Consider the following 20,790-nt stretch of genomic DNA (forward strand, 5'->3'; position numbering starts at 1 on the left):
CCGCGTACGCTGGCGCCCATGCCCAGGACGATCGCCACCAACACCACCGTGACCCGCGACGAGCTGCTGGAGTTCCTCCGCTCGCGCCACAACGGCATCCTCGTGACCAGCCGGGCCGACGGCGCCCCGCAGCTCAGCCCCGTGACCTACGGCGTGGACCCGGAGGGGCGGGTCGTCGTCTCGACCTATCCCGAGCGCGCCAAGGTGCGGAACCTGCGCAAGCGGCCGGCGGCGTCGTTCCTGGCGCTCGGCGAGGGCTTCAACGAGGCCTGGGTCCAGGTGGACGGCACGGCGGAGGTGCTGGACATCCCCGAGTCCGTGGAACCGCTCGTCGACTACTTCCGCGCCGCGGCCGGCAAGGAGCACCCCGACTGGGACGAGTACCGCGCGGCGATGGTCGAGCAGGGCAAGTCGCTGGTGCGTATCACGATCGAGCGCTGGGGGCCGGTGGCTACGGGCGGGTTCCCTGCTCGGCTCGCCCAGGTCTGACCTCCCCACCCATCCGGAGGATCATCCGGTAGGCGAACCGGGTCAGGACGGCGCAGAGCGCCCCGACCGGTACGACCACCGCCGGCACGACCCAGTCCTGGGGCCCCTCGTCGAACCAGCTCGCCACCCAGACCAGCACGGTCACCACGGCGAACACCACGCCGACGACGCCCGCCAGCATCAGGAGCACCAGCAGGCCGACGAGCGCGATCTTGCCGAGCTCGAACACCATCCGACCGGTGTCCGTCGCGATGGCGCCCGCCGTCTGCATCATGCTCTTCTCCTGGGTCTCCCGAGCCGCCCGGGCCGCCGCAGCCGCGTTCGTCTGCTGCCGTGCCGGCCGCTCGGGCGCGCCCGAGCGGGGGACCGGCACCACGCGGTCGGCGGGCACGTGCGCATCCACCAGCGCAGAGACCCGGGCCGCGGTGAGATCGTCGTGCAGCGTGGGCTCGAACGGAATCTCCGCGCCGTCGAGCCCCACCAGCAGCCGCCCACCGTCCGGGTACGCGAGCAGCGCCGCCGTGTCGGCGAACCGGACGGTCTGCCGGGAACGGCCGGCCCGCAGCGTCGCGCCCTCCTCCCCCACCACCACCGTCGCGTCGGTGTCGATCCGCTCGAAGGCCTGTCCGTCGAGCGCGGGGCCGGCACCACGGGGCACGACCGCCGTCCCCGCCCAGCCCTCCGCGACCGGCGCGACCAGCAGACCCGAGTCCCACGCCTGACGCGCGAGCGCCATGACGTCGTCCGCGGTCACGGCCTCGATCTCGGCGCGGCGCTCCGCGGGCGTCGGCACGGGCCGCCCCAGCAGCGTCCGCACGGCGTCGTCCGGCAGCCAGATCGCCTCCTGGTGCGGTTCGTCGAACGCGAGCAGGAGGTGAGCCTTGGCGGTGGCGAGATCGTCGGCCGGTACCGCGTGCCGCAGGCGGCCCCACGTGTCCAGGAACTCGCCGATCGCCTCCGAGGCAGTCTCCTCCCGCAGGCCTGCCGACAGGCGCAGCGCGGCGTACCGGCCGTCGAGCGCGCCGACCGATGCCGCCGGGTCGTACGTCCAGCCCCTGTCGTGACGCAGGTTCTGGAACAGCGCACGCCGCGCGACCTCTGCGAGCACGTGGGCCGCGGGCACGTCGGGCACGATGCCCTCCCACAGCACGCTGGTGCCGCCGGTGAGCGCCTCCGCGGGCAACGTCCACGCCGCCTCACCCACCTCGGGCGCGCGATGCGGCGCCACGGCCGGCGCGGGAAGCGGCACGTCGAGGTCGGGCGTCTCGGCGCCGCGGCACCACACGAGGGCGTCCGTCGCGCTGAAGCGTGCGCGTGCCCAGGACCGCAGGTCCTCGTCCGTCACGCGGTACAGGCCGACGCGGACATCGGTTCCCAGCCCGTAGCCCCGGTGGCCGAACCGCCAGCTCTGCACCGGGGGCACGTCGGGCGTGCGGTCGGCGAGCGCCTGCGTCTCGGACGCACGGTGCCGCACCGGCAGGTCCGCGAGGGCGCTCGCGAGGGCGTGCAGGGTGGTGCGCACCCGTTCACCGGTGCCGGTGACCCGGAATTCCGTGACGGTAGGGCCCACGGTAGCGGCCACCTCCAGCCCGGGGCGTTCGACGGCGCGGAGCGCGAGAGCGACGACGAGGGCGGTGATCCCGCTGGTGGGCAGCGTCTCGTCGGCGTACCCGACGCGGAAGGCCAGGCAGCCCTCGGTCGGTCCCGGCCAGTGCGCGGACAGCTCGCGGGGTGCGGTGGGAGTCGTGGTCGTCATCGCTTCTGCCTCGGGTGTCGCCGGTTGATGAGCCCGAACGTCGCCCACACGAGGGCGAGCACGGGCAGGATGCCGAGCCGGAGCTCGGTGTCGAGTGCGCGCTCCAGCAGGAGCTGCCCTCCGCCGAGCAGGAGCAGGCCGCCGACCCACAGGGCCACGACGAGGCCGACCGTCGCGGGGACCGAGCGCGGTTCCTCGACGGACGGCAGCTCGAGCTCCACCTCGGCGGGGTCCGGCGCGCGCCGCGTCGTCGTGCGCCGGCGACGCCGGGCGGGCGCCGGGGCGGGGGTCGGCACCGGGATGTCCCCGGCCGCACGCTCGGGCATCTGCACCACGACGTCGGCCGGCACGTGTGCGTCGACGTGCCAGGCGACGTCCACTGCCGTAAGGCCGTCGTACAGCGTGGGTTCGACGACCACCCGGAAACCGTCGGTGCCGGTGAGCGCGCGGGCGCCGTCGGGCCAGACCTCCAGGAGCACGCAGTCGGCGAAGCGGACGGTGACGCCGCCGTCGGGCGCGACGAGCCCGACGCCGTCCGACGCGAGGACCACGGACACGTCCGGGGCGTCGATGCGCGGGAAGGCACGCCCGACGGCCGGCTGCGCCGACCATCGTGGCGCCTCGACGACGCCCACCCTGTCCAGGGGCTCGGGGGCGAACCAGAGCGCGCCGTCCCACAGCCGACGGGTCATGGCGCGTACGTCGTCCGCGGTCACACGGTCTACCGCGGCACGCATCTCGTCGGCGCTCTTGAGCGGGCGCCCGGTCACCATCTGGAAGGCCAGGCCGGGTAGGTGGTCCGCCGCCGGGGCGGCGGCGAACGCGGCGAGGTCCTCTGCCGCCAGCGCGCGCGCCGCGGCGAGATCTGCGTCGGCGACGTGGTACCGGAGCCCGCCTAGGGCGTCCAGGACGCCTCCCACGACGGCGTCCTGCCTGCCCTCGACGGCCTGCACGGCGACGTCGATGCGGGCATGCTCGTCGTCGAGCCCTTCGTAGGTCACGTCTACCGAGCCGGCCAGGTCGGCGTCGGCGCGCAGGTCGCGGTGCAGCACCTCGCGCAGCACGAGCGCGGTGACGGAAGCGGCGTCGCCCCGCGGCAGGATCGCATCGAGCGCGACGCCGTCCCGCAGGCCGGTGAGGTAGGCGGGCGTGGCACCGAGCACGTCGGTGAGCGGCGGGGCCGGCATGTGGCTGCCCTCGGGCAGGCGCAGGTCCAGGCCGTCCGGGAGGGCGTCACCGGTGAACCAGGCGACGGCGTTGCCCCGGGTGAACCACGTGGCCGCCCAGTCCCGTACCTCGTCGGCCGTGAGGCGGTCGAGGCCGCGCTCGCCGTTGCGGACGAGGCCCAGGCCACGCGCACCGTGGCGGTTGAGGCGCAGCCGGCCGGTGAAGCCGGGGCTCCGGGTCCCGGCCTCCGACCGGAGGATGTCCTTCTCGGTCTCGATCCGGTCGAGCGGCAGGTCCCGCAGCGCGGCGCACACGTCGTTGAGGTAGCCGACGACGTCGGAGGCCGACCCGGTGACGTGGAACAGTGTCACGCCCGCGTGCGTCTGACCGTTGAGGTGGGCTTCGCTGAGCACCTGCTCGCGCAAGGCGAGGTGCTCTACCAGGTGGGTGATGCCCGAGGTGGCGAGGGTCTCGTGCGCCGAGCCGACGCGGAAGACGATGCCTCCCGACATGTTGCCCTCGCGCGGGGCCAGCAGCACGGGCACGCCGTCGACCTCGTCGACAGCGACCCCGGGAAAGGCCGTCAGCTCGCCGAGCTCCGGCGCCCTCATGCGGGCACCACCCGCCGGCCCGCGGCCCGGGCAGCCGCGGCGCGGGCCTTCCGGAAGGGGTGCAGGCCGCCCCACAGTCCTTCGACGGGCGCGTCGCCGAGCGCCTCGAAGTGCGGCCAGGCCTCGGCGGGCAGCTTGGCGAGCGTGAAGAACAGGGCGAACGTCGAATGAGCAGTCGCCGTGGCCGCCGTGCGGACGTGGTCCGGGTGGAGCACGGTGGCGGCTGCCGCGGTACGGACCCGCTCGACCATCGCGGACGGGACCGGCCCGTCGTCGTCGAAGGCACGCTCGACGGCGTAGTCGGCGACGAGCGCGGAGGCGAGCGCGCCAGGGGCCGCACCCGCCGCGCACTCCTCGACGAACCTCGACGCGTCCTCCCACGAGCCGCTCCACTTCGGCAGGATCTGCTGCAGGTAGGCCCGCTGCGCGGCGAAGACGGCGGGGTCGAGCGCGGCCAGCCGGTCGTACCGGCGGCGGGCCTCGCCGTGGCCGAGCTGCAGGCCACGGGCCGTCGTGATGCGCGCCTCCCAGGCAGGGACGAAGTGCGGGTGTTCCGAGCACACCTCGAACAGGACGCGCTCGGCGCGCCGCAGCCAGTCGAAGAACTGCTCGAACTGTGCCGCCGAGACGTGCTCGGCGCGCAGTCGTGTGCGGATCGACCAGCCCACCGTCACGTACCGGACCGCTCGCAGGGTGCGAGCGAGCGGCGTGCCGTCGTCGACGGCCTCGATCGCAACGGTGAACGTGGCGCGGTCGTCCCCGGCCAGCTTCTCCGAGGCGACCGCCCACAGCGCGGCGGCGAGGTCGTCGGCCACGGTCAGGCCGCGCAGGCCCGCCAGCACCGCCGCGAGGTCGTCCCTGTCGCACGCGGCGCGCAGGGCCGCGCCGTCGGGCAGGTGCGCCCAGGGATCGAAGAAGGTGTCCTGCGGTGCCGCGTCGCGCGTCGATGCCATCTGTGTGACCTGTCCGGGTGTTCGAGTACTTGGGGGCGTCGGTGCCCGACCGGACCCTACTGGCGCGGCAGCCCGGATCAGCTCCCGAACGGCCCGTTCACGGGGTGAACTTCACGAAACGGGCCTCTCAGGTCGTCTCGCTCCCGGACCGTCGCGCGCACCGATCCGTGCGAACCTGCGACCATGAGCCGGTGCGAGAGATCAGACAGAGCCGCAAGCTGAAGTCCGTCCGGTACGACGTCCGGGGCCCCATCCTGGAGGAGGCGTACCGGCTGGAGGCGGAGGGTCACAAGATCCTCAAGCTGAACATCGGCAACCCGGCGCCCTTCGGCTTCGAGGCGCCCGAGGCGATCCTCGCCGACATGATCCACCACCTCCCGGAGGCCCAGGGCTACAGCGACAGCCGTGGCATCTACTCGGCGCGCACGGCCGTGGCGAACTACTACCAGACGCACGGCCTCGACACCCGGGTGGACGACGTCTACATCGGCAACGGCGTCTCCGAGATGATCGGCATGGTGCTGCAGGCACTGGTCGACGACGGCGACGAGATCCTGGTGCCCGCTCCCGACTACCCGCTGTGGACCGGTGCGGTGAGCCTGCAGGGCGGCAAGCCGGTGCACTACCGCTGCGACGAGTCCAACGGGTGGAACCCCGACCTGGAGCACATCGAGTCGCTCATCACGCCCGCGACCAAGGCGCTGGTCGTCATCAACCCGAACAACCCGACGGGCGCCGTCTACAGCGAGGCGATCGTGAAGGGCATGGCGGACCTGGCGCGCGAGCACGACCTGGTGCTCCTGAGCGACGAGATCTACGAGAAGATCCTGTTCGACGACGCCACGCACCACCACACCGCGACCTACGCCGGCGACGACGTCCTGTGCGTCACCTTCAGCGGCCTGTCCAAGGCGTACCGGATCTGCGGCTACCGGTCGGGCTGGGCCATGATCTCCGGGCCGAAGCACCGGGCCAGGGACTTCCTCGAGGGGCTCACCCTCGTGTCGAACATGCGCATGTGCGCCAACGTGCCGGCGCAGCACGCCATCCAGACGGCGCTGGGCGGATACCAGTCGATCGAGGCGCTGATCGTGCCGGGCGGCCGGTTCTACGAGCAGGCCATGCTCGCGGACAAGCTGCTCAACGACATCCCCGGCGTCACCTCCGTGCGCCCGCGCGGTGCCCTGTACTGCTTCCCCCGCCTGGACCCCGAGGTCTACGGGATCGAGGACGACGAGGCGTTCGTCATCGGGCTGCTGCGGGACAAGAAGATCCTGGTCACGCACGGCAGCGGGTTCAACTGGCCCGAGCCGGACCACTTCCGTCTGGTGACGCTGCCCGACGTCGATGTGCTCACGGAGGCGATCGGCCGCATCGCGGAGCACCTCGAGACGCTCCGCACGTAGCTGACGCCGGACGGCGCGCGGCGAGGTCAGGGCACGGCGTGCACGTCTTCCGTGCGGGCGATCGCACGCAGGTGCTCGCGCGCGCGGCGGACCACCGGCGTGGTCACCGGGCGGGCCGCGAGCTCGACGAGGGCGACCAGGTCGGCGGCACGGGCCAGGTCCGTCGCCGCAGCGGGGTCGGGCCGCGACCCGGTGGCCCGCCCGACGGCGGCGCACCAGCCCTCCAGGACGCCCTCGACGTAGGCGGGCTCCCGGTCGAAGCGCAGGAGGTTGCCGAGGTCTGTCGCCGGGTGGCCGGCGTGCGCGTACTCCCAGTCGAGCACGCCGGTGACGCGCAGCGCGACGGGGTCGACCAGCAGGTTCTTGGGGTTGAGGTCGCTGTGCACCAGGCACGGCGGCGCGCCCTCCAGGGCAGGGCCCACGCGCTCGGCCACGGCGCGCAGGGCCGCGGTCTCCGCCGCGAACCATCCGGCGGCCGCAAGCCCGCGCGCGTGGTCGTCCACCCAGCCGGGCAGCCGCAGGCGGAACGGCTCGATCCGCAGCGTCGCGTCCGCGAAGAGCCCCACCTCGGGCATCCGGACGCCGGCGAGCGTCCCGGCGACGCCGCCCAGCGCCCGCCCGAGCGTCCTCAGGTCGTCGTACCGGGCCGCGGTGACCAGTCGCCCCAGGACCAGGTCCCCGCGCTCGCCCGGCAGCAGCTCCGTGAGGAGCAGACCAGGGACGGGCCCGTCGCCGTCGTACGCCCCGTGCACCTCCGGGACCGGCAGGAGGCCACGGACCTGGCGCAGGAGCGCCGCCTGGATGCCCGCCGCCTGCGGGGCATGGTGCGCCGCAGCGAGGTACCGGGCGACGAGCGGTTCGCCGCCCGCCGCTGCCGGCACGGCGAGGAACGTCTCCCCCGACCAGCCTCCGGCCAGCGGCTCCAGCGTGCGACCCGCCAGGCGCGGGTCCTCGTGCGGTGAGTGGCGCATCAGAACAGGGTCTCGCTCCCGACGTCGTCGCCCAGCGACGCCGCGCCGACCCCGTCCGCACGCACACCCGTGAACGCGCCCCGCGGGTAGTCGCCCTCGGTGTGCTGGTCGGCGGCGTCCGCACGTGCCCCCGCGGCCCGGGCCCGGTGCATCGCGGCCCCGCCGAGCCCACGTTCCGCGATCAGCGGCCGCACCCGCTCCCACAGCCAGTCCCGGTAGCCGCGGTGGGCGTACGCACCACGCGCGTAGACCCGGCCGTATCCCTCCACGAGGTGCGGGTGCGTGCGGCCCAGCCAGTCCAGGTACCACTCGCGGGCACCCGGGCGCAGGTGCAGCGGGAGCACGGTGACGCCGGTCGCTCCGGCGTCGACCAGGTCGTCGAGCAGCCGTTCCAGGTGCGCGAGCGAGTCGGTGAGCCAGGGCAGCACGGGGGCGACCATGACGCCGCAGGGCAGCCCCGCGGCCCGGATCGCCCGGATGAGGTCGAGCCGGGCGCGCGGCGTCGGCGTCCCTGGCTCGACCGCCTGCTGGAGCTCCTTGCCCGCCGGGGTGTCGGCGAAGGCCAGCGACACCCCCAGCCCGATGTCCACCCGCTCGGCGGCCCGCACCAGCAGCGGGAGGTCCCTGCGCAGGAGCGTGCCCTTGGTCAGGATCGAGAACGGGGTGCCGGAGTCCGCGAGCGCCTGGATGATGCCGGGCATGAGCCGGTAGCGGCCCTCGGCGCGCTGGTAGGGGTCGGTGTTGGTGCCGAGCGCGACGGCCTCGTGGGTCCAGGACCGCTTGGTGAGCTCGGCGCGGAGCACCTCGTCGGCGTTGACCTTGACCACGACCTGGGAGTCGAAGTCGTGGCCGGCGTCCAGGTCGAGGTATTCGTGGGTGGGCCGAGCGAAGCAGTTGTGACTGATCACGCCGTTGGCGATGAAGTCGCCGGTCCCGGTGGTGATGTCAACCATCTCGGTCTTCGACCCGAGGTTCTCCACAGCAACTATCCGCAGCGGCGCGGAAGCCTTGACCGCACTGCCGATGATTCTGAGCTTTCGCGTGATCACCGGGTTCGTCAGTGCGAAGAAACGACGGCGGCCGGACGGACCGCCGACGACACGAACGGTGGCCACTCCGATGCCGTTGGCAGGCTCCCGGACGGACGGAACACCCAGCACGCCCAGGGAGTCCGTCGTCATGGTGAGCATCCGTTCGTCCGAGTTGGAGATCCGCAAGATCCGGCCGTCGCAGCTGCCCTCCGCATCAAAGATCCCGGCAAGAAACCCTGCGTGCCACTCCCGGGTCGGCTCGCTCGGCCATTCGATCATGGCGCGGATCGCTGCCACGTCCGCCCTCCTGGACGTGAAGATCCCGTCGATCGCCTGCCGCGTCGACGTGGCGGCCGAGAAGGGACGGCGGTTCGTCGCAACGCCCGCAGCCGCGAGATAGGACTGCGAACGAGTCAGCGCCTCCTGGTCTACCAGTGCGAGGCGGAACATCGTGATCCGGCCGTTCGGATACGTCTTCTCGAAGAGCATCCCGTCGCCACGGATCATCCCCGTGAGATATCCCTGCCGGTAGTCGGTGGTCTCCGGCGGAGCCGTGTATGCGGCGGCAACCATTCCCAGCCCGAATCCTTGCAGCCGGTTGGTGGTCGTGAGGTATGGCCGTTGTCCCTCACCCTTGGGCAGCGGTGCGACGTACTTCCAGCCGCGCTCGGTGAGGAACCGATGGTCGCCGCTGGCCACTATCTCCGTGCCGTCCTCGAGCGTGATCCGATAGGCGTCCTTGGTCGAAGCCCGGCGCGCCAGCACCTCTGTCTCCACGAAGCGCCGGTGCGCGCCCTCACGACGGGTCCCGACGATCCGGTCACCTGCCACCACGTGCCGGATCGGCTTCTGCCTTCCGTCGGCCATGAGAACGAGGGTCGACGGATCCACGCAGTAGGTGCACGCATGACTGCATCCGCGGTACGGGTTCACCGTCCAGCGGAACGGCATCTGCGAGGCGGCCGGGACCTTCGAGAGCGCACTCTTGGCGAGCACCTCGTGGAAGGTCACACCCGCGAACTCCGGCGACCGGACGGTGCGCAGCAGCCCCGCGGTGCGCAGCCCGGGCAGCTCGAGCCCGGGCAGCGCGCCGTCGTCGTTCGAGATCGCCTGACCGTGCCAACGCATGACACGATTCGAACATTCGTTCGAACAATCGTCAAGTCGCCGGACGCACCCCTCCCCGCACCGTCAGGGCAGGGTCCCCGCACAGGTCGCCACGACGGCTCCCCCGGCCGCCACGACCGTCTCGACCCGCCACAGCCCTCGCTCCTGCGCGGGCACAGGGCGCGGCGGCTCGACCGCGAGCAGGCCGCCGCCGGACACCTCACCGCGCACGGCCGGGTAGGTGGCGCCGGCGGCGTCCGTGAAGACGACCTCGACCGTCGAGCCCGCAGGCGCCGCGACCTCGAGGTGATCCCGCGGATCAGGAACCCGCACACCCAGGACGTCGCGGTACTGGTCCACCCAGGCCACGGTCACGACGCTCCCCGCCGGGCAGCCGAGCACGGACCGCTCGACCGCCGCCGGGGACAGCACGAGCACGGCGGTGCACCCCATGAGCCCGGCACCGAGCACGATGGCGGACCCGGCGAGCCGACGACGGGTGCGGCGACCCGTCCGCAGGCGGTTGCTGTCGGCGGCCGCACGCTCGCGCACCGCGAGGTACGGGGTGCGCATCCGGACCCCTCGTGCACGACGGCGCCGCGCCGCACCCGTCACTCCGACGAGCGACTGCTCCCAGCGGTCGCCGAGAGCTCTGTCGTGCAGCCGTCCCGAACCTGCCATCAACCGGCCCCCTCGGCCAGACCGTGGCCGATGACCGGCCAGCGACGTCGAACGGGGCCCTGATCGGTCCCGCAGCGAGGCTAGTCGATGCAGACGGATACTTTTCGGGCAAACCAGGCAGGCAAGTCCAGTTCACCCGTCCCAGAGGTCAGCCGCGCGTCCAGGTGGCCGGGTCCGCGACCTCCTGGTCACCGGTCACCATGTTCTTCACCTCGTGGTCGCGGCCGTCCTCGAAGGGCGGGAACCACACGAACGGGATGCCCTTGCGCGAGGCGTACTTCAGCTGCTTGCCGACCTTGTCCGCCTGGTGGTAGGTCTCCACGTTCAGCCCGCGCCCGCGCAGCGCCGCGGACGTCGCGAGCGCGTCCCCCCGGCGCTCGTCGCTGGGGATGACCACCAGCACGTCCGTCGGGCTGCTCGGGCCGGTCTCCAGCTTCCCCTCCGCCACCAGCTTCGCGAAGATGCGCGTCAGGCCGATGGACAGCCCGACGCCGGGGAGGCTCTGCCGCGTGAAGCTGCCCGTCAGGTTCTCGTACCGGCCACCCGCGGCGATGCTTCCGTAGCCAGGGAAGTCGAGGAACTTCGCCTCGTACACGGTGCCCGTGTAGTAGTCGAGGCCACGCGCGACGGACAGGTCCGCCGTGACGGTGCCGGCGGGCAGGTCGGCGAGCGACTCCAGGAGCCGGCCCAGCTCACCCAGCCCCTCCTCCAGCAGGTCGGACTTGACGCCCAGCGCCCGGATCTTCTCGATCACGGAGACGTCCGTCCCGCGGATCAGGGCGAGGTCACGGCAGGCGGCCACCTGGTCGGCGGTGAGACCGACCTGGGTGGAGAGCAGCTCGGCGACCGCGTCCGGACCGATCTTGTCGATCTTGTCGGTCACCCGGATGACCGCCATGGTGTCGTCGATGCCGAGGCCCTCGTAGAACCCCTGCAGCACCTTGCGGTTGTTGACGTTGACGGTCCAGGCCGGCAGGTCGAGCGCGGTGAGGACCTCCACGACGATGCGCAGCAGCTCCGCGTCGAAGTGCAGCGGCACGGTGTCGATGCCGATCACGTCGATGTCGCACTGCGTGAACTCGCGGTAGCGACCCTCCTGCGGGCGCTCGCCACGCCACACGCGCTGGATCTGGTACCGCTTGAACGGGAAGACCAGCTTGCCCGCGTTGGCCGCGACGTACCGCGCGAACGGCACGGTGAGGTCGAAGTGGAGACCGATGCTCGCGTCCGACTGGTCCTTCGAGTCCGCCTGGAGCCTGCGGAGCGTGTAGACCTCCTGCGAGGTCTCGCCCTTCGACTGGAGCACGTCCAGGCGCTCGACCGACGGCGTCTCGATCGAGCTGAAGCCGTAGCTCTCGAAGATGCGCCGGATCTCGTCGAGCCAATGCAGCTCGACCAACCGGACCTCGGGCAGCCACTCGGGGAAGCCGCTGATCGGGTCGGGGCGGACGAGCTGTTCGGCCATGCTGAGGTGCTCCTCGTGTGCTGTGGATGGACCCGCTTCTCGGGGCCCGCGGGACCGGCGACGGCAGCGACTGCTCACGCCACCGCGGACCGGCCTCGATTCTAGGCGCTCAGGCTGCCAGGAACGGGTTGGTCTCGAGCTCGTGCCCCACCGTGGTGGCCGGCCCGTGCCCCGGCACGACGGCGAGCGCCGGGTCGAGGCCGCGTACCACGTCGTGCAGGGTCCGGGTCATCACGGCCGGCGAGCCGCCGGGCAGGTCGGTCCGGCCGATCGAGCCGGCGAACAGGACGTCGCCGGCCAGGACGGTGTCGTCGAGGCGGTAGAGGGTGGAGCCCTCGGTGTGGCCGGGTGCGTGCAGGCCGTGCAGCGTGACCTGGCCGAACGTGAGCAGGGCCGAGCCCTCCGGCGTGCCGAACGGCTCGATGCGTGCGGGCTCGCGGTAGTCCGCGCGGTGCAGGCCGAGTGCGGACTCCAGGGCGGGGCTGAGCGTGCCGAAGGGGTCGGCGAGGCGGTAGGCGTCGGCCTCGTGCAGCACCATCGGGATGTCGTAGCGGGCGCAGAGCGCCCCGGCGTCCCAGGTGTGGTCGGCGTGGCCGTGGGTGGCCAGGACGGCGCGCGGCGTCAGCCCGGCGTCGTCGACCAGCCGCGCGACGGCGTCCGCGACGCCCGCGCCCGCGTCCACCACCACGCAGTCGCCGCCCGAGGACACCACGCAGCAGTTGGTGCCGAACACCGGTGCGACCACGACACGAATCTCCACGGACCCACGCTATCCCGGCCCGTGGGCCGCTCGCGGGGCCCTGTTCACCCGCCGGCGGAACCGCTCGGACGGTATGAGCTGGCATCCGATGCCTACACTGTCCCCGCACGGGGTGATTCGCCCCGGATCCGGCGGTGAATCGGTCCAGCGGGGCCGCGTCCGGGTCGAGGCGGGTCCGAGAGAGCACGGAGAAGGGAACGCGGTGGCGTCCACCAAGCAGCGGCAGCGCGCGCAGCAGGCCAAGCAGGACCGCAAGCGCGAGCAGCGGCAGGCGGCCAGGCGCGCCCGCAGGCAGCGGTTGTGGACCCTGATCGCCCTGTTCACGGTGCTCGCGCTCGTGGGTGCCTTCGCCGTGGCGGCCCTCATCGACGGCAACGCGCCGGACGACGCCGGCGCCTGCCCCGCCGGCGTCGAGGAGGCGCGCGAGGGCTACGAGCTCGCCGACCCGTCCGTCGCCGAGGACCGCACCTGGACCGTCACCCTGCAGGCGTGCTCGGGCGACACCGAGGCCGACATCGTCCTGGAGCTCGACGGCCACGAGGCCCCGCAGGCCGTCGCGAGCTTCGTCACGCTCGCCCAGGACGGCTACTTCGACGGCACCGGCTGCCACCGGCTGACCACCGAGGGCATCTTCGTGCTCCAGTGCGGCGACCCGACGTTCACCGGCTCCGGCAGCCCGGGCTACAGCTTCGGCCCGATCGAGAACGCCCCGGACGACGACGTCTACCCGGCCGGCACCGTCGCCATGGCGCGCCGCGGTGGCGACGCGGAGTCCATGGGCTCCCAGTTCTTCCTCGTCTACGAGGAATCGACCATCCCGTCCGACGCAGCCGGCGGGTACACGGTCTTCGGCACGATCACATCCGGCCTGGACTTCGTCCAGGCAGTCGCTGACGCGGGAGTGACGGGCGGTGCCGCTTCTGACGGCGCGCCCGCCACCCCGGTCACCATCGAAGGAGTTGAGACCCAGTGAGCGAACCCACTTCACGCTCGTCCGAGCCCGTCCAGCAGGACGCGCCCGCCGAGCCCGTGGCCGAGACTCCGACCGCAGCAGAGGCACCCGCCGAGGCGGTGAACGAGGCGGCCGAGGCACCCGAGGCGGAGACCGCTGCGCCGGATGCTCCTGAGGCCGAGACCGAGGAGGCACCCGCCGAGGAGGCTCCTGAGGCGACCGCGCCCGCGGAGACCGCCACCGAGGAGGCAGCCGCGGAAGCGACCGCGCCCGCGGAGACCGCCGCCGAGGAGGCAGCCGCGGAAGCGACCTCTGCCGACGACGCCGCCGTGCCGGAGGCTGCCGCTGACGAGGCTGGCACCGACGAGGCCGTGGTCGAGGCTCCCGCCGAGGAGGCACCCGCCGCGGAGGCACCCGCCGCCGAGGAAGCAGCCGAGGCACCCGCCGAGGAAGCACCCGTCGCAGAAGCCCCCGCCGCCGAGGCGCCCGCCGCCACCACGCCGGCCCCGGCACCCGCGGCCCCGAAGCCGTCGGCGATCCCGTCGCCGGCCGCTCTGGCCCGTCCCCGGCCGCCCAAGCCGGGCGCGCCGGCGGCTCCCGCCGCGCAGTCCGCGCCGGTCGCACCCGCCCCGGTGGTCCCGGCTGCCGCCGACGCCGCCGCGCACGCCGAGGCCGAGACCTTCGGCCGCGTGGACGACGAGGGCACCGTGTACGTCCGTGAGGCCGCCGGTGAGCGCGTCGTCGGTCAGTTCCCCGGGGTCACCACCTCGGAGGCGCTGGCGCTGTACGTGCGCCGCTACCTGGACCTGAACGCGAAGGTCGGGCTGTTCGAGGCCCGTCTGGACAGCGCCGACCTGTCGGTGCGCGAGATCGACCAGACCCTCCAGAAGCTCGGTGAGGAGACGGCCGAGCCGGCCGCCGTCGGCGACCTGGACGGTCTGCGTGCCCGTGTCGAGGCCCTGCGCGGACGCGCCGCCGAGCGCCGGGCGGCCCTGGAGGCTGCACGCGCCGCCGCGAAGGCGGAGGCCGTCGCCGCGCGCACCGTCATCGTGGAGGCCGCGGAGAAGATCGCCGCGACCGACCCCGCCAAGATGCAGTGGCGCCCCGCCGGCGAGGAGCTGCGTGCCCTGCTGGACCGCTGGAAGGACGCGCAGCGCTCCGGGCCGCGCATCGACCGCCCCACGGAGGAGTCCCTCTGGAAGCGGTTCAGCCACGCCCGCACCGCGTTCGACCGCGAGCGCCGGCACTTCTTCGCCGACCTGGAGCAGCGCAACAACGCCGCCAAGATCGAGAAGGAGAAGCTGGTCTCGGAGGCCGAGGCGCTGTCCACGAGCACGGACTGGGGCTACACCGCGGGCGCGTACCGCGACCTCATGGCGCGCTGGAAGGCCGCGGGCCGGGCGTCCCGCAAGGACGACGACGCGCTCTGGGCCCGCTTCCGGGCGGCCCAGGACCGGTTCTTCCAGGCCCGAGACGCCGAGAACGCCGTGATCGACGCGGAGTACGGCGAGAACCTGAAGGTCAAGGAGGAGCTGCTCGCGGAGGCGGAGGCCCTGGTCCCGGTCAAGGACCTGAACAAGGCCAAGGCCGCCCTGCGCGGCATCCAGGAGCGCTGGGAGGAGGCGGGCAAGGTCCCGCGCGGTGACATCCAGCGCGTCGAGGGTCGCCTGCGTGCGGTCGAGACCGCGATCCGCGACGCCGACCAGGCGCAGTGGCGGCGGACCAACCCGGAGACGCGCGCCCGTGCCGAGGGTGCCGCCGCGCAGCTGGAGGCCGCGATCGCCGGCCTGGAGGCGGACCTCGCGGACGCTCAGGCCAAGGGCGACAAGCGCAAGGTCTCCGAGCTGGAGGCCGCCGTGACCGCGCGCCGGTCCTGGCTGGAGCAGGTCGTCAAGGCCGCCGAGGACTCGCGGGGCTGATCCTCGGTCGTCCACAGCGGGCCCGGTCGCGCTCTGCGCGGCCGGGCCCGCTGTCGTAGGTTCTCGGGGTGTCGTCCTCGCTCGCCGCGCTCCTCGACCCCCGGCCGGCTCCCGTGCCGCTGGTGGTCACGCCCGCGCACGTGGGCGGACCGGTGGCCTGGTCCGACCTGATGCGGTCGGGCGCCCTGACGGAGCTGTACGACGGCGCGGCGGTCGGCCCGGCGTCGGCCGTCGACGCGCGGCACCGCGCCCTGGCGCTCGCGCCCGAGGTGCCGGCCTCCTGCGTGCTGGCCGCCGCGACCGCCGCCTGGGTGCACACGGGGGTGTACGACGGCGGAGCCGCGCAGGCCTGGCCCGCGGGCGCCCCGGTGGAGGTGGCGTACTCCCCCGGCCGGCGCTGCCCCGTGCCGCGGCCCGGCAGGGTTGCCCGCCGGGCGCCGGGCCTGGCCGCGGACACCGTGCGGCCTGCGGGCGTGCCGGTCACGAGCCCGGACCGGACCGCCGTCGACGTGGCGCGCACGGTGCCGGCGGAGGCCGCCGTGCCCGTCCTCGTCGCGCTGGCGGGCCACGGCGCGGACCTCGGACGTGCGGCGCGGTTGCTCGACCGGCGCGCCCGGGTGGTGGGCCGGCCGGCGGCGCACCGGGCGCTCGCGGCGGCGCGCGCGCTGCTGGAGCGCTAGTTTCGGGTCATGGCCGCATCCAAGTCACCCGCAGTGGAGCTCGATGTCGCAGGCCGCACGGTGCGCGTCACGAGCCCGGACCGTGTCGTCTTCCCCCGGGGCATCACCAAGCTCCAGGTCGTGGAGTACTTCGTCGCCGTCGCGGACGGCATCACGGGTGCGCTGCTGCACCGGCCCACCACGCTGGAGCGCTGGCCCAAGGGCTGGCACGAGGGCGCGCACCTGGCCACCCGCACGCCCAAGCCGAACGACCCGAAGGGGGACGGCTTCTACCAGAAGCGCATCCCGCAGGGCGCCCCGGACTACGTGGAGACCGCGACGATCGCGTTCCCCTCGGGCCGGACGGCGGACGAGGTGTGCCCCACGGAACCCGCGGTGGTGGCCTGGGCGGCCAACATGGGCACGCTCACGTTCCACCCCTGGCCCGTGCGGCGGGACGACGTCGAGGCGGTGGACCAGCTCCGGATCGACCTGGACCCCCAGCCGGGCACGGACTTCGACGATGCCGCCGCGGTGGCCCCGCACCTGCGGGAGCTGCTGGGTGAGCTGGACCTGGTGGGGTACCCCAAGACCTCCGGCGGGCGGGGCCTGCACGTGTTCGTGCCGCTGGAGCCGCGGTGGACGTTCACGCAGGCCCGGCGCGCCACGATCGCCGTCGGGCGGGAGCTGGAGCGACGCCTGCCGGGACGGGTGACCACGCGCTGGTGGAAGGAGGAGCGGGGCGAGGCGATCTTCGTGGACTACAACCAGATGGCCCGTGACCGCACGATCGCCTCGGCGTACTCGATCCGCGCCAACGCCCGGGCCACGGTCTCGATGCCGCTCGACTGGGACGAGGTGCCGGACGTGCACCCGGACGACTTCGACGTGCTGACGGCGCCGGGCCGGCTCGCCGAGCGGGGCGACCTGTTCGCGGCGCTCCGTGCCGACCGGGACCCGGCCCTGGACTGCTCGCTGGACGCGGCGCTGGAGCTCGCGGCCCGCGACGAGGCCGACGGCCTCGGCGACCTGCCCTACCCGCCCGAGTACCCGAAGATGCCGGGCGAGCCCAAGCGGGTCCAGCCCAGCCGCGACAAGGACCGGGACCGGTCCGCGGACTGAGCCTCGCGGACCGGTCCCGCGCCGATCTCGGTTCGCCCGGTGCACCGCCCGGTCTCATCGCCCGGTCTCAGTGGGACCGCAGCGCCTTGATGAGCTCCCCCTTGCGCATCGACGAGCGGCCGGGGATGCCGATCTCGGCGGCCCTCTTGCGCAGGTGCTCGACCGTCCAGTCGTCGTAGTCGCCGGCCTTGCCGCCCTTGCGCCCGACGCTCTTGCGGGACGAGGCCGCCGCGGCGTTCGCGATGCGTGCCGACTTCTCCTTCGAGCTGCCCTCGTCGCGGAGCTTCTCGTACAGCTCCTTGTCCTTGACGCTGGGTCCGGGATCACGCTTCGGCATGGTTGCTCCTCCCGCTCGGGACGATTGCTCACTTTCCACGATGGCCCAGGTCACGCTGACTCGCACCCGCGCGGATCGATGAGTTCCGGCCCGCTCCGTGGTCGGATAGGGCCATGGGAACTCTGCGCTACTCGGCGAACATGTCCGCCGACGGCTACACGGTCGACACCGAGGGAAAGTTCGACTGGGCCATGCCCTCCGACGAGGTGCACGCCTTCATCAACGAGATGGAGGCCGACGTCACCACCTACGTCCTGGGCCGCGACATGTACCGCACCATGGTGTTCTGGGAGACGTACCAGGACCAGCAGGGCGCCAGCCCCGTGTACGCACAGTTCGCGGACCTCTGGCGGCGGGCGGACAAGTTCGTGGCCTCCTCGACGCTGCCGCAGAAGGCCGTCACGTCCCAGCGCACCCGGATCGTCCGCGACCTGCGGCCCGCCGACCTGCGGCGCATCGCGGACGAGCGGCCCGGCGTCACCTCCGTGGGCGGGCCGACCCTGGCCGCAGAGGCGATCCGCCAGGGCCTGGTCGACGACTTCCGCCTCATCGTGTTCCCCGAGGTGGTGGGTGGTGGCCGGCCCGCGCTGCCGCCCGGAGCCCGCCTCGGCCTGCGCCTGACGGACATCCGGGCGTTCTCCGACGGGTGCGTCTACCTGCGGTATGCGCCGCGCTGAGGCAGGCTCGTCCTCGTGACCACTGACCACCTGCCCGTGCAGCCCCCGGTCCGGCCGATGCTCGCCAAGAGCGTGGCATCGGTGCCCGCCCAGTCCGGGTCCGACGACGCACCCGCCTACGTCTACGAGCCGAAGTGGGACGGCTTCCGCGCGATCGTGTACCGCGACGGCGACGAGGTGCGGATCGACTCGCGCAACGCCAAGCCGATGGACCGGTACTTCCCGGACGTGGTCGCGGCGGTGCGCGAGGCGCTGCCGGAGCGGTGCGTGGTCGACGGTGAGATCGTCATCGCCCGGGCCCCCGAGGGTGGCGCGGCGCACCTCGACTTCGACCTGTTGTCGCAGCGGATCCACCCGGCGGCGTCACGCGTGACGATGCTCGCGGAGACGACGCCGGCCGCGCTCGTGGTCTTCGACGTCCTGGCGCTCGGCGGCGACTCGCTCATGGAGCGGCCGCTGACCGAGCGGCTCGAGGCCCTGGACGGGCTGGGGCTGACCGGCCCGCTGGTGTTCGCCACGCCCCGCACGCTGGACGCCACCGTGGCGGCCGAGTGGTTCGCGTCGTTCGAGGGCGCCGGCCTGGACGGCGTCGTCGCCAAGCCCGCGGACGGACCGTACGCGCCCAACAAGCGCGCCATGCTGAAGATCAAGCACGCGCGCACGGCCGACGTCGTGCTGGCGGGGTACCGGCTGCACAAGACCTCGACGCCGGAGCAGCCGCTGCTGGGCTCGCTCCTGCTCGGCCTGTGGGACGACGCCGCGCCCGCGCCACGCCTGCAGTTCGTCGGTGTCGCGGCGTCGTTCTCCGCCGGCCGGCGCGCGGAGCTGGTCGCCGAGCTCGCACCGCTGGTCGTCGAACCCGGGACCCCGGAGGCGGACGCGCACCCGTGGCACGGCTGGGCGGACCCGGCCGCGGGCGAGCCGAACGACCGGCTGCCCGGCGCGCAGTCCCGCTGGAGCGCGGGCAAGGACCTGTCGTTCACGCCGCTGCGGCCCGAGCGGGTGCTCGAGGTGGGCTACGACCACATGGAGGGCAGCCGGTTCCGGCACACCGCCCAGTTCAAGCGGTGGCGGCCGGACCGGGAGCCGGCGTCGTGCACCTACGAGCAGCTCGAGGAGCCGGTCCGGTTCGATCTCGGAGAGCTTCTGCCCGGAGCGCCCGGCACCGCCTGAGACCCTCCACTTTCAAGATATAGCGCCATGGGGGGCTTGCGGCAAGGGCCCGGGCATGCCGCAGAATCGTCGGCCGGCGGGCCGCAGCCCGCCGGGACGAGGCTGACCGGGGGAGCTCGATGACCGACGTGATCGTGGTGGGCGGCGGGCCCACCGGCATGATGCTGGCGGCGGAGCTGCGCCTGCACGGGGCGGACGTGCTCGTGCTGGAGCGCGACACCGCCCCCACCGAGGTGGTGCGCGCGCTGGGCCTGCACGCACGCAGCATCGAGGTGATGGACCAGCGCGGCCTGCTGGACCGGTTCCTCGCTCTGGGCACCAGGCATCCGCTGAGCGGGTACTTCGCGGGTATCACGCGACCCGCCCCCGGCGACCTGGACACCACCTACCCGTTCGTCCTCGGCATCCCGCAGCCGGCCGTGCACCGGCTGCTGACGGACCGGGCGGTGGAGCTGGGCACCCAGGTCCGACGCGGCGCCGAGCTGTCCGGCCTGCACCAGGACGACGCCGGGGTCACCGCCGAGCTGACCGACGGCACCCGGCTGCACGCCCGGTACCTGGTGGGCTGCGACGGTGGCCGCAGCACCGTGCGCACGCTGCTCGGCGTCGGTTTCCCGGGCGAGCCGGCCGACGTGGAGTGGCTGCTGGGCGAGGTCCGGATGACCGCATCACCCGAGGAGGTCGCCGAGGTGACCGCACGGGTCCGCACGACGCAGCGCGGCTTCGGCGCCGGTCCCGTCGGTGACGGGCTGTTCCGTGTGGTCGTGCCGGCCGACGGCCTGGCCCCGGACCGGACCGTGCCCCCGACCCTCGACGAGCTCGCACGCCAGCTCCGGACGCACGGTGGCACGGACTTCGGCGTCCACTCGCCACGTTGGCTCTCGCGCTTCGGCAACGCCACGCGACAGGCCGAGCGGTACCGGACCGGACGGGTGCTGCTCGCCGGGGACGCCGCGCACGTGCACCCGCCGCTCGGCGGCCAGGGCCTCAACCTGGGCATCCAGGACGCCTTCAACCTCGGCTGGAAGCTGGCCGCCCAGGTGAACGGCTGGGCCCCGGACCACCTGCTGGACACCTACCACGCCGAACGGCACCCGGTGGCGGCAGACGTGCTCGACACGACCCGCGCCCAGGCCGAGCTCCTGTCACTGGCGCCTGGCCCGCAGGCGGTCCGCCGGCTGCTGGCGCAGCTCATGGATCTCGACGACGTGAACCGCTTCCTGATCGAGAAGATCACCGCGACCGGGATCCGGTACGACGTCGGGGAGGGGCCCGACCTGCTCGGACGCCGCCTGCGCGACGTCGACCTGACGACCGGCCGCCTCTACGACCGGATGCACGCCGGCCGCGGGCTGCTGCTCGACCGGACCGGCGAGCTCTCCGTGGCAGGCTGGGCCGGCCGTGTGGACCACGTCGCCGACCCCGGCGCGGCCGGGCCGGACGTCCCGGCCGCGCTGCTGCGACCGGACGGCCATGTCGTCTGGACCGGCACGGCGAGGCCGTCCCTGGAGACAACCCTGACCCACTGGTTCGGCCGCCCCACCGCTCGTTGAG

Annotated in this window: 18 protein-coding genes; 9 read left to right on the top strand and 9 right to left on the bottom strand. The window is 73.4% G+C overall.

Annotation, left to right across the window (positions count from 1 at the left end; all coding sequences use genetic code 11):
• Window positions 1-18 precede the first annotated feature (18 nt).
• A complete protein-coding gene (locus tag ACIG47_RS08325; protein ID WP_397430404.1) occupies window positions 19-489 on the top strand; it encodes a PPOX class F420-dependent oxidoreductase in 471 nt (156 codons plus the stop codon).
• On the opposite strand, the gene ACIG47_RS08330 is transcribed toward ACIG47_RS08325, so the two are convergent.
• From ACIG47_RS08330 to ACIG47_RS08340, 3 genes are read right to left on the bottom strand one after another with little or no spacing between them, the layout of a single operon-like run.
• Window positions 452-2,245: an insulinase family protein gene (locus ACIG47_RS08330; protein ID WP_397430405.1), complete on the bottom strand. Its 1,794-nt coding sequence runs from the start codon at window positions 2,243-2,245 to the stop codon at window positions 452-454. The two genes, ACIG47_RS08325 and ACIG47_RS08330, sit on opposite strands and share 38 nt — an antisense overlap.
• Entirely contained in the window at window positions 2,242-4,023 is a 1,782-nt protein-coding gene (locus ACIG47_RS08335; RefSeq protein WP_397430406.1) for a hypothetical protein, read from the bottom strand. Before ACIG47_RS08335 ends, ACIG47_RS08330 begins: the two co-directional genes overlap by 4 nt.
• On the bottom strand, window positions 4,020-4,976 hold the full coding sequence (locus ACIG47_RS08340; protein ID WP_397430407.1) for a hypothetical protein: 957 nt from the start codon (window positions 4,974-4,976) through the stop codon (window positions 4,020-4,022). The genes ACIG47_RS08335 and ACIG47_RS08340 overlap by 4 nt, the downstream gene beginning before the upstream one ends.
• A gap of 191 nt (window positions 4,977-5,167) precedes the next feature.
• Here ACIG47_RS08340 and ACIG47_RS08345 point away from each other — a divergent pair, with 191 nt between their 5' ends.
• Window positions 5,168-6,382: a pyridoxal phosphate-dependent aminotransferase gene (locus ACIG47_RS08345; protein WP_397430408.1), complete on the top strand. Its 1,215-nt coding sequence runs from the start codon at window positions 5,168-5,170 to the stop codon at window positions 6,380-6,382.
• A 26-nt stretch (window positions 6,383-6,408) separates the two neighbouring features.
• On the opposite strand, the gene ACIG47_RS08350 is transcribed toward ACIG47_RS08345, so the two are convergent.
• The 5 genes from ACIG47_RS08350 to ACIG47_RS08370 form a co-directional block, all read right to left on the bottom strand.
• Window positions 6,409-7,353: a phosphotransferase family protein gene (locus ACIG47_RS08350; protein WP_397430409.1), complete on the bottom strand. Its 945-nt coding sequence runs from the start codon at window positions 7,351-7,353 to the stop codon at window positions 6,409-6,411.
• Window positions 7,353-9,512, bottom strand: a complete 2,160-nt coding sequence (locus ACIG47_RS08355; protein ID WP_397430410.1) for an intein-containing Rv2578c family radical SAM protein — start codon at window positions 9,510-9,512, stop codon at window positions 7,353-7,355. The genes ACIG47_RS08350 and ACIG47_RS08355 overlap by 1 nt, the downstream gene beginning before the upstream one ends.
• 63 nt (window positions 9,513-9,575) lie before the next feature.
• On the bottom strand, window positions 9,576-10,064 hold the full coding sequence (locus tag ACIG47_RS08360; protein WP_397430412.1) for a hypothetical protein: 489 nt from the start codon (window positions 10,062-10,064) through the stop codon (window positions 9,576-9,578).
• Between the two features lie 256 nt (window positions 10,065-10,320).
• Window positions 10,321-11,637: a histidine--tRNA ligase gene (gene hisS, locus ACIG47_RS08365; protein WP_397430413.1), complete on the bottom strand. Its 1,317-nt coding sequence runs from the start codon at window positions 11,635-11,637 to the stop codon at window positions 10,321-10,323.
• 109 nt (window positions 11,638-11,746) lie between these two features.
• Window positions 11,747-12,397 carry an MBL fold metallo-hydrolase gene (locus ACIG47_RS08370; protein WP_397430414.1) on the bottom strand — a complete coding sequence of 217 codons (651 nt, stop codon included), beginning with the start codon at window positions 12,395-12,397 and terminating at the stop codon, window positions 11,747-11,749.
• A 202-nt stretch (window positions 12,398-12,599) separates the two neighbouring features.
• Here ACIG47_RS08370 and ACIG47_RS08375 point away from each other — a divergent pair, with 202 nt between their 5' ends.
• From ACIG47_RS08375 to ACIG47_RS08390, 4 genes are all read left to right on the top strand, one after another.
• Window positions 12,600-13,370 (top strand): peptidylprolyl isomerase, encoded by a 771-nt coding sequence (locus tag ACIG47_RS08375; RefSeq protein WP_397430415.1) that lies wholly within the window; start codon window positions 12,600-12,602, stop codon window positions 13,368-13,370.
• Complete coding sequence (locus ACIG47_RS08380) at window positions 13,367-15,268, top strand: DUF349 domain-containing protein (protein WP_397430416.1); 1,902 nt, start codon at window positions 13,367-13,369, stop codon at window positions 15,266-15,268. Before ACIG47_RS08375 ends, ACIG47_RS08380 begins: the two co-directional genes overlap by 4 nt.
• A 68-nt stretch (window positions 15,269-15,336) precedes the next feature.
• A complete protein-coding gene (locus tag ACIG47_RS08385; RefSeq protein WP_397430417.1) occupies window positions 15,337-15,948 on the top strand; it encodes a hypothetical protein in 612 nt (203 codons plus the stop codon).
• Between the two features lie 9 nt (window positions 15,949-15,957).
• On the top strand, window positions 15,958-17,049 hold the full coding sequence (locus ACIG47_RS08390) for a DNA polymerase domain-containing protein (protein WP_397430418.1): 1,092 nt from the start codon (window positions 15,958-15,960) through the stop codon (window positions 17,047-17,049).
• Between the two features lie 67 nt (window positions 17,050-17,116).
• Here ACIG47_RS08390 and ACIG47_RS08395 read toward each other — a convergent pair whose 3' ends face one another.
• A complete protein-coding gene (locus ACIG47_RS08395) occupies window positions 17,117-17,386 on the bottom strand; it encodes a Rho termination factor N-terminal domain-containing protein (protein ID WP_397413513.1) in 270 nt (89 codons plus the stop codon).
• Window positions 17,387-17,499: 113 nt separating this feature from the next.
• On the opposite strand from ACIG47_RS08395, the gene ACIG47_RS08400 reads away from it, so the two are divergent.
• The 3 genes from ACIG47_RS08400 to rox all read left to right on the top strand — a co-directional run bounded on the left by ACIG47_RS08400 (window position 17,500) and on the right by rox (window position 20,789).
• A complete protein-coding gene (locus ACIG47_RS08400; protein ID WP_397430419.1) occupies window positions 17,500-18,063 on the top strand; it encodes a dihydrofolate reductase family protein in 564 nt (187 codons plus the stop codon).
• 15 nt (window positions 18,064-18,078) lie between these two features.
• Window positions 18,079-19,236 (top strand): ATP-dependent DNA ligase, encoded by a 1,158-nt coding sequence (locus ACIG47_RS08405; RefSeq protein WP_397430420.1) that lies wholly within the window; start codon window positions 18,079-18,081, stop codon window positions 19,234-19,236.
• A 119-nt stretch (window positions 19,237-19,355) separates the two neighbouring features.
• Entirely contained in the window at window positions 19,356-20,789 is a 1,434-nt protein-coding gene (gene rox / locus ACIG47_RS08410) for a rifampin monooxygenase (RefSeq protein WP_397430421.1), read from the top strand.
• Window position 20,790: the final 1 nt, after the last annotated feature.

It is taken from the genome of Promicromonospora sp. NPDC052451, from assembly GCF_044547525.1.
Taxonomy (GTDB): domain Bacteria; phylum Actinomycetota; class Actinomycetes; order Actinomycetales; family Cellulomonadaceae; genus Promicromonospora.

What these genes read in the sequence shown, in the direction of transcription:
- ACIG47_RS08325 (WP_397430404.1), top strand. Translation starts at nt 19, where the DNA reads ATGCCCAGGACGATCGCCACCAACACCACCGTGACCCGCGACGAGCTG.
- ACIG47_RS08395 (WP_397413513.1), bottom strand. Translation starts at nt 17,386, where the DNA reads ATGCCGAAGCGTGATCCCGGACCCAGCGTCAAGGACAAGGAGCTGTAC.
- ACIG47_RS08390 (WP_397430418.1), top strand. Translation starts at nt 15,958, where the DNA reads ATGGCCGCATCCAAGTCACCCGCAGTGGAGCTCGATGTCGCAGGCCGC.
- rox (WP_397430421.1), top strand. Translation starts at nt 19,356, where the DNA reads ATGACCGACGTGATCGTGGTGGGCGGCGGGCCCACCGGCATGATGCTG.
- ACIG47_RS08335 (WP_397430406.1), bottom strand. Translation starts at nt 4,023, where the DNA reads ATGAGGGCGCCGGAGCTCGGCGAGCTGACGGCCTTTCCCGGGGTCGCT.
- ACIG47_RS08330 (WP_397430405.1), bottom strand. Translation starts at nt 2,245, where the DNA reads ATGACGACCACGACTCCCACCGCACCCCGCGAGCTGTCCGCGCACTGG.
- ACIG47_RS08355 (WP_397430410.1), bottom strand. Translation starts at nt 9,512, where the DNA reads ATGCGTTGGCACGGTCAGGCGATCTCGAACGACGACGGCGCGCTGCCC.
- ACIG47_RS08350 (WP_397430409.1), bottom strand. Translation starts at nt 7,353, where the DNA reads ATGCGCCACTCACCGCACGAGGACCCGCGCCTGGCGGGTCGCACGCTG.
- ACIG47_RS08400 (WP_397430419.1), top strand. Translation starts at nt 17,500, where the DNA reads ATGGGAACTCTGCGCTACTCGGCGAACATGTCCGCCGACGGCTACACG.
- ACIG47_RS08340 (WP_397430407.1), bottom strand. Translation starts at nt 4,976, where the DNA reads ATGGCATCGACGCGCGACGCGGCACCGCAGGACACCTTCTTCGATCCC.
- hisS (WP_397430413.1), bottom strand. Translation starts at nt 11,637, where the DNA reads ATGGCCGAACAGCTCGTCCGCCCCGACCCGATCAGCGGCTTCCCCGAG.
- ACIG47_RS08360 (WP_397430412.1), bottom strand. Translation starts at nt 10,064, where the DNA reads ATGCGCACCCCGTACCTCGCGGTGCGCGAGCGTGCGGCCGCCGACAGC.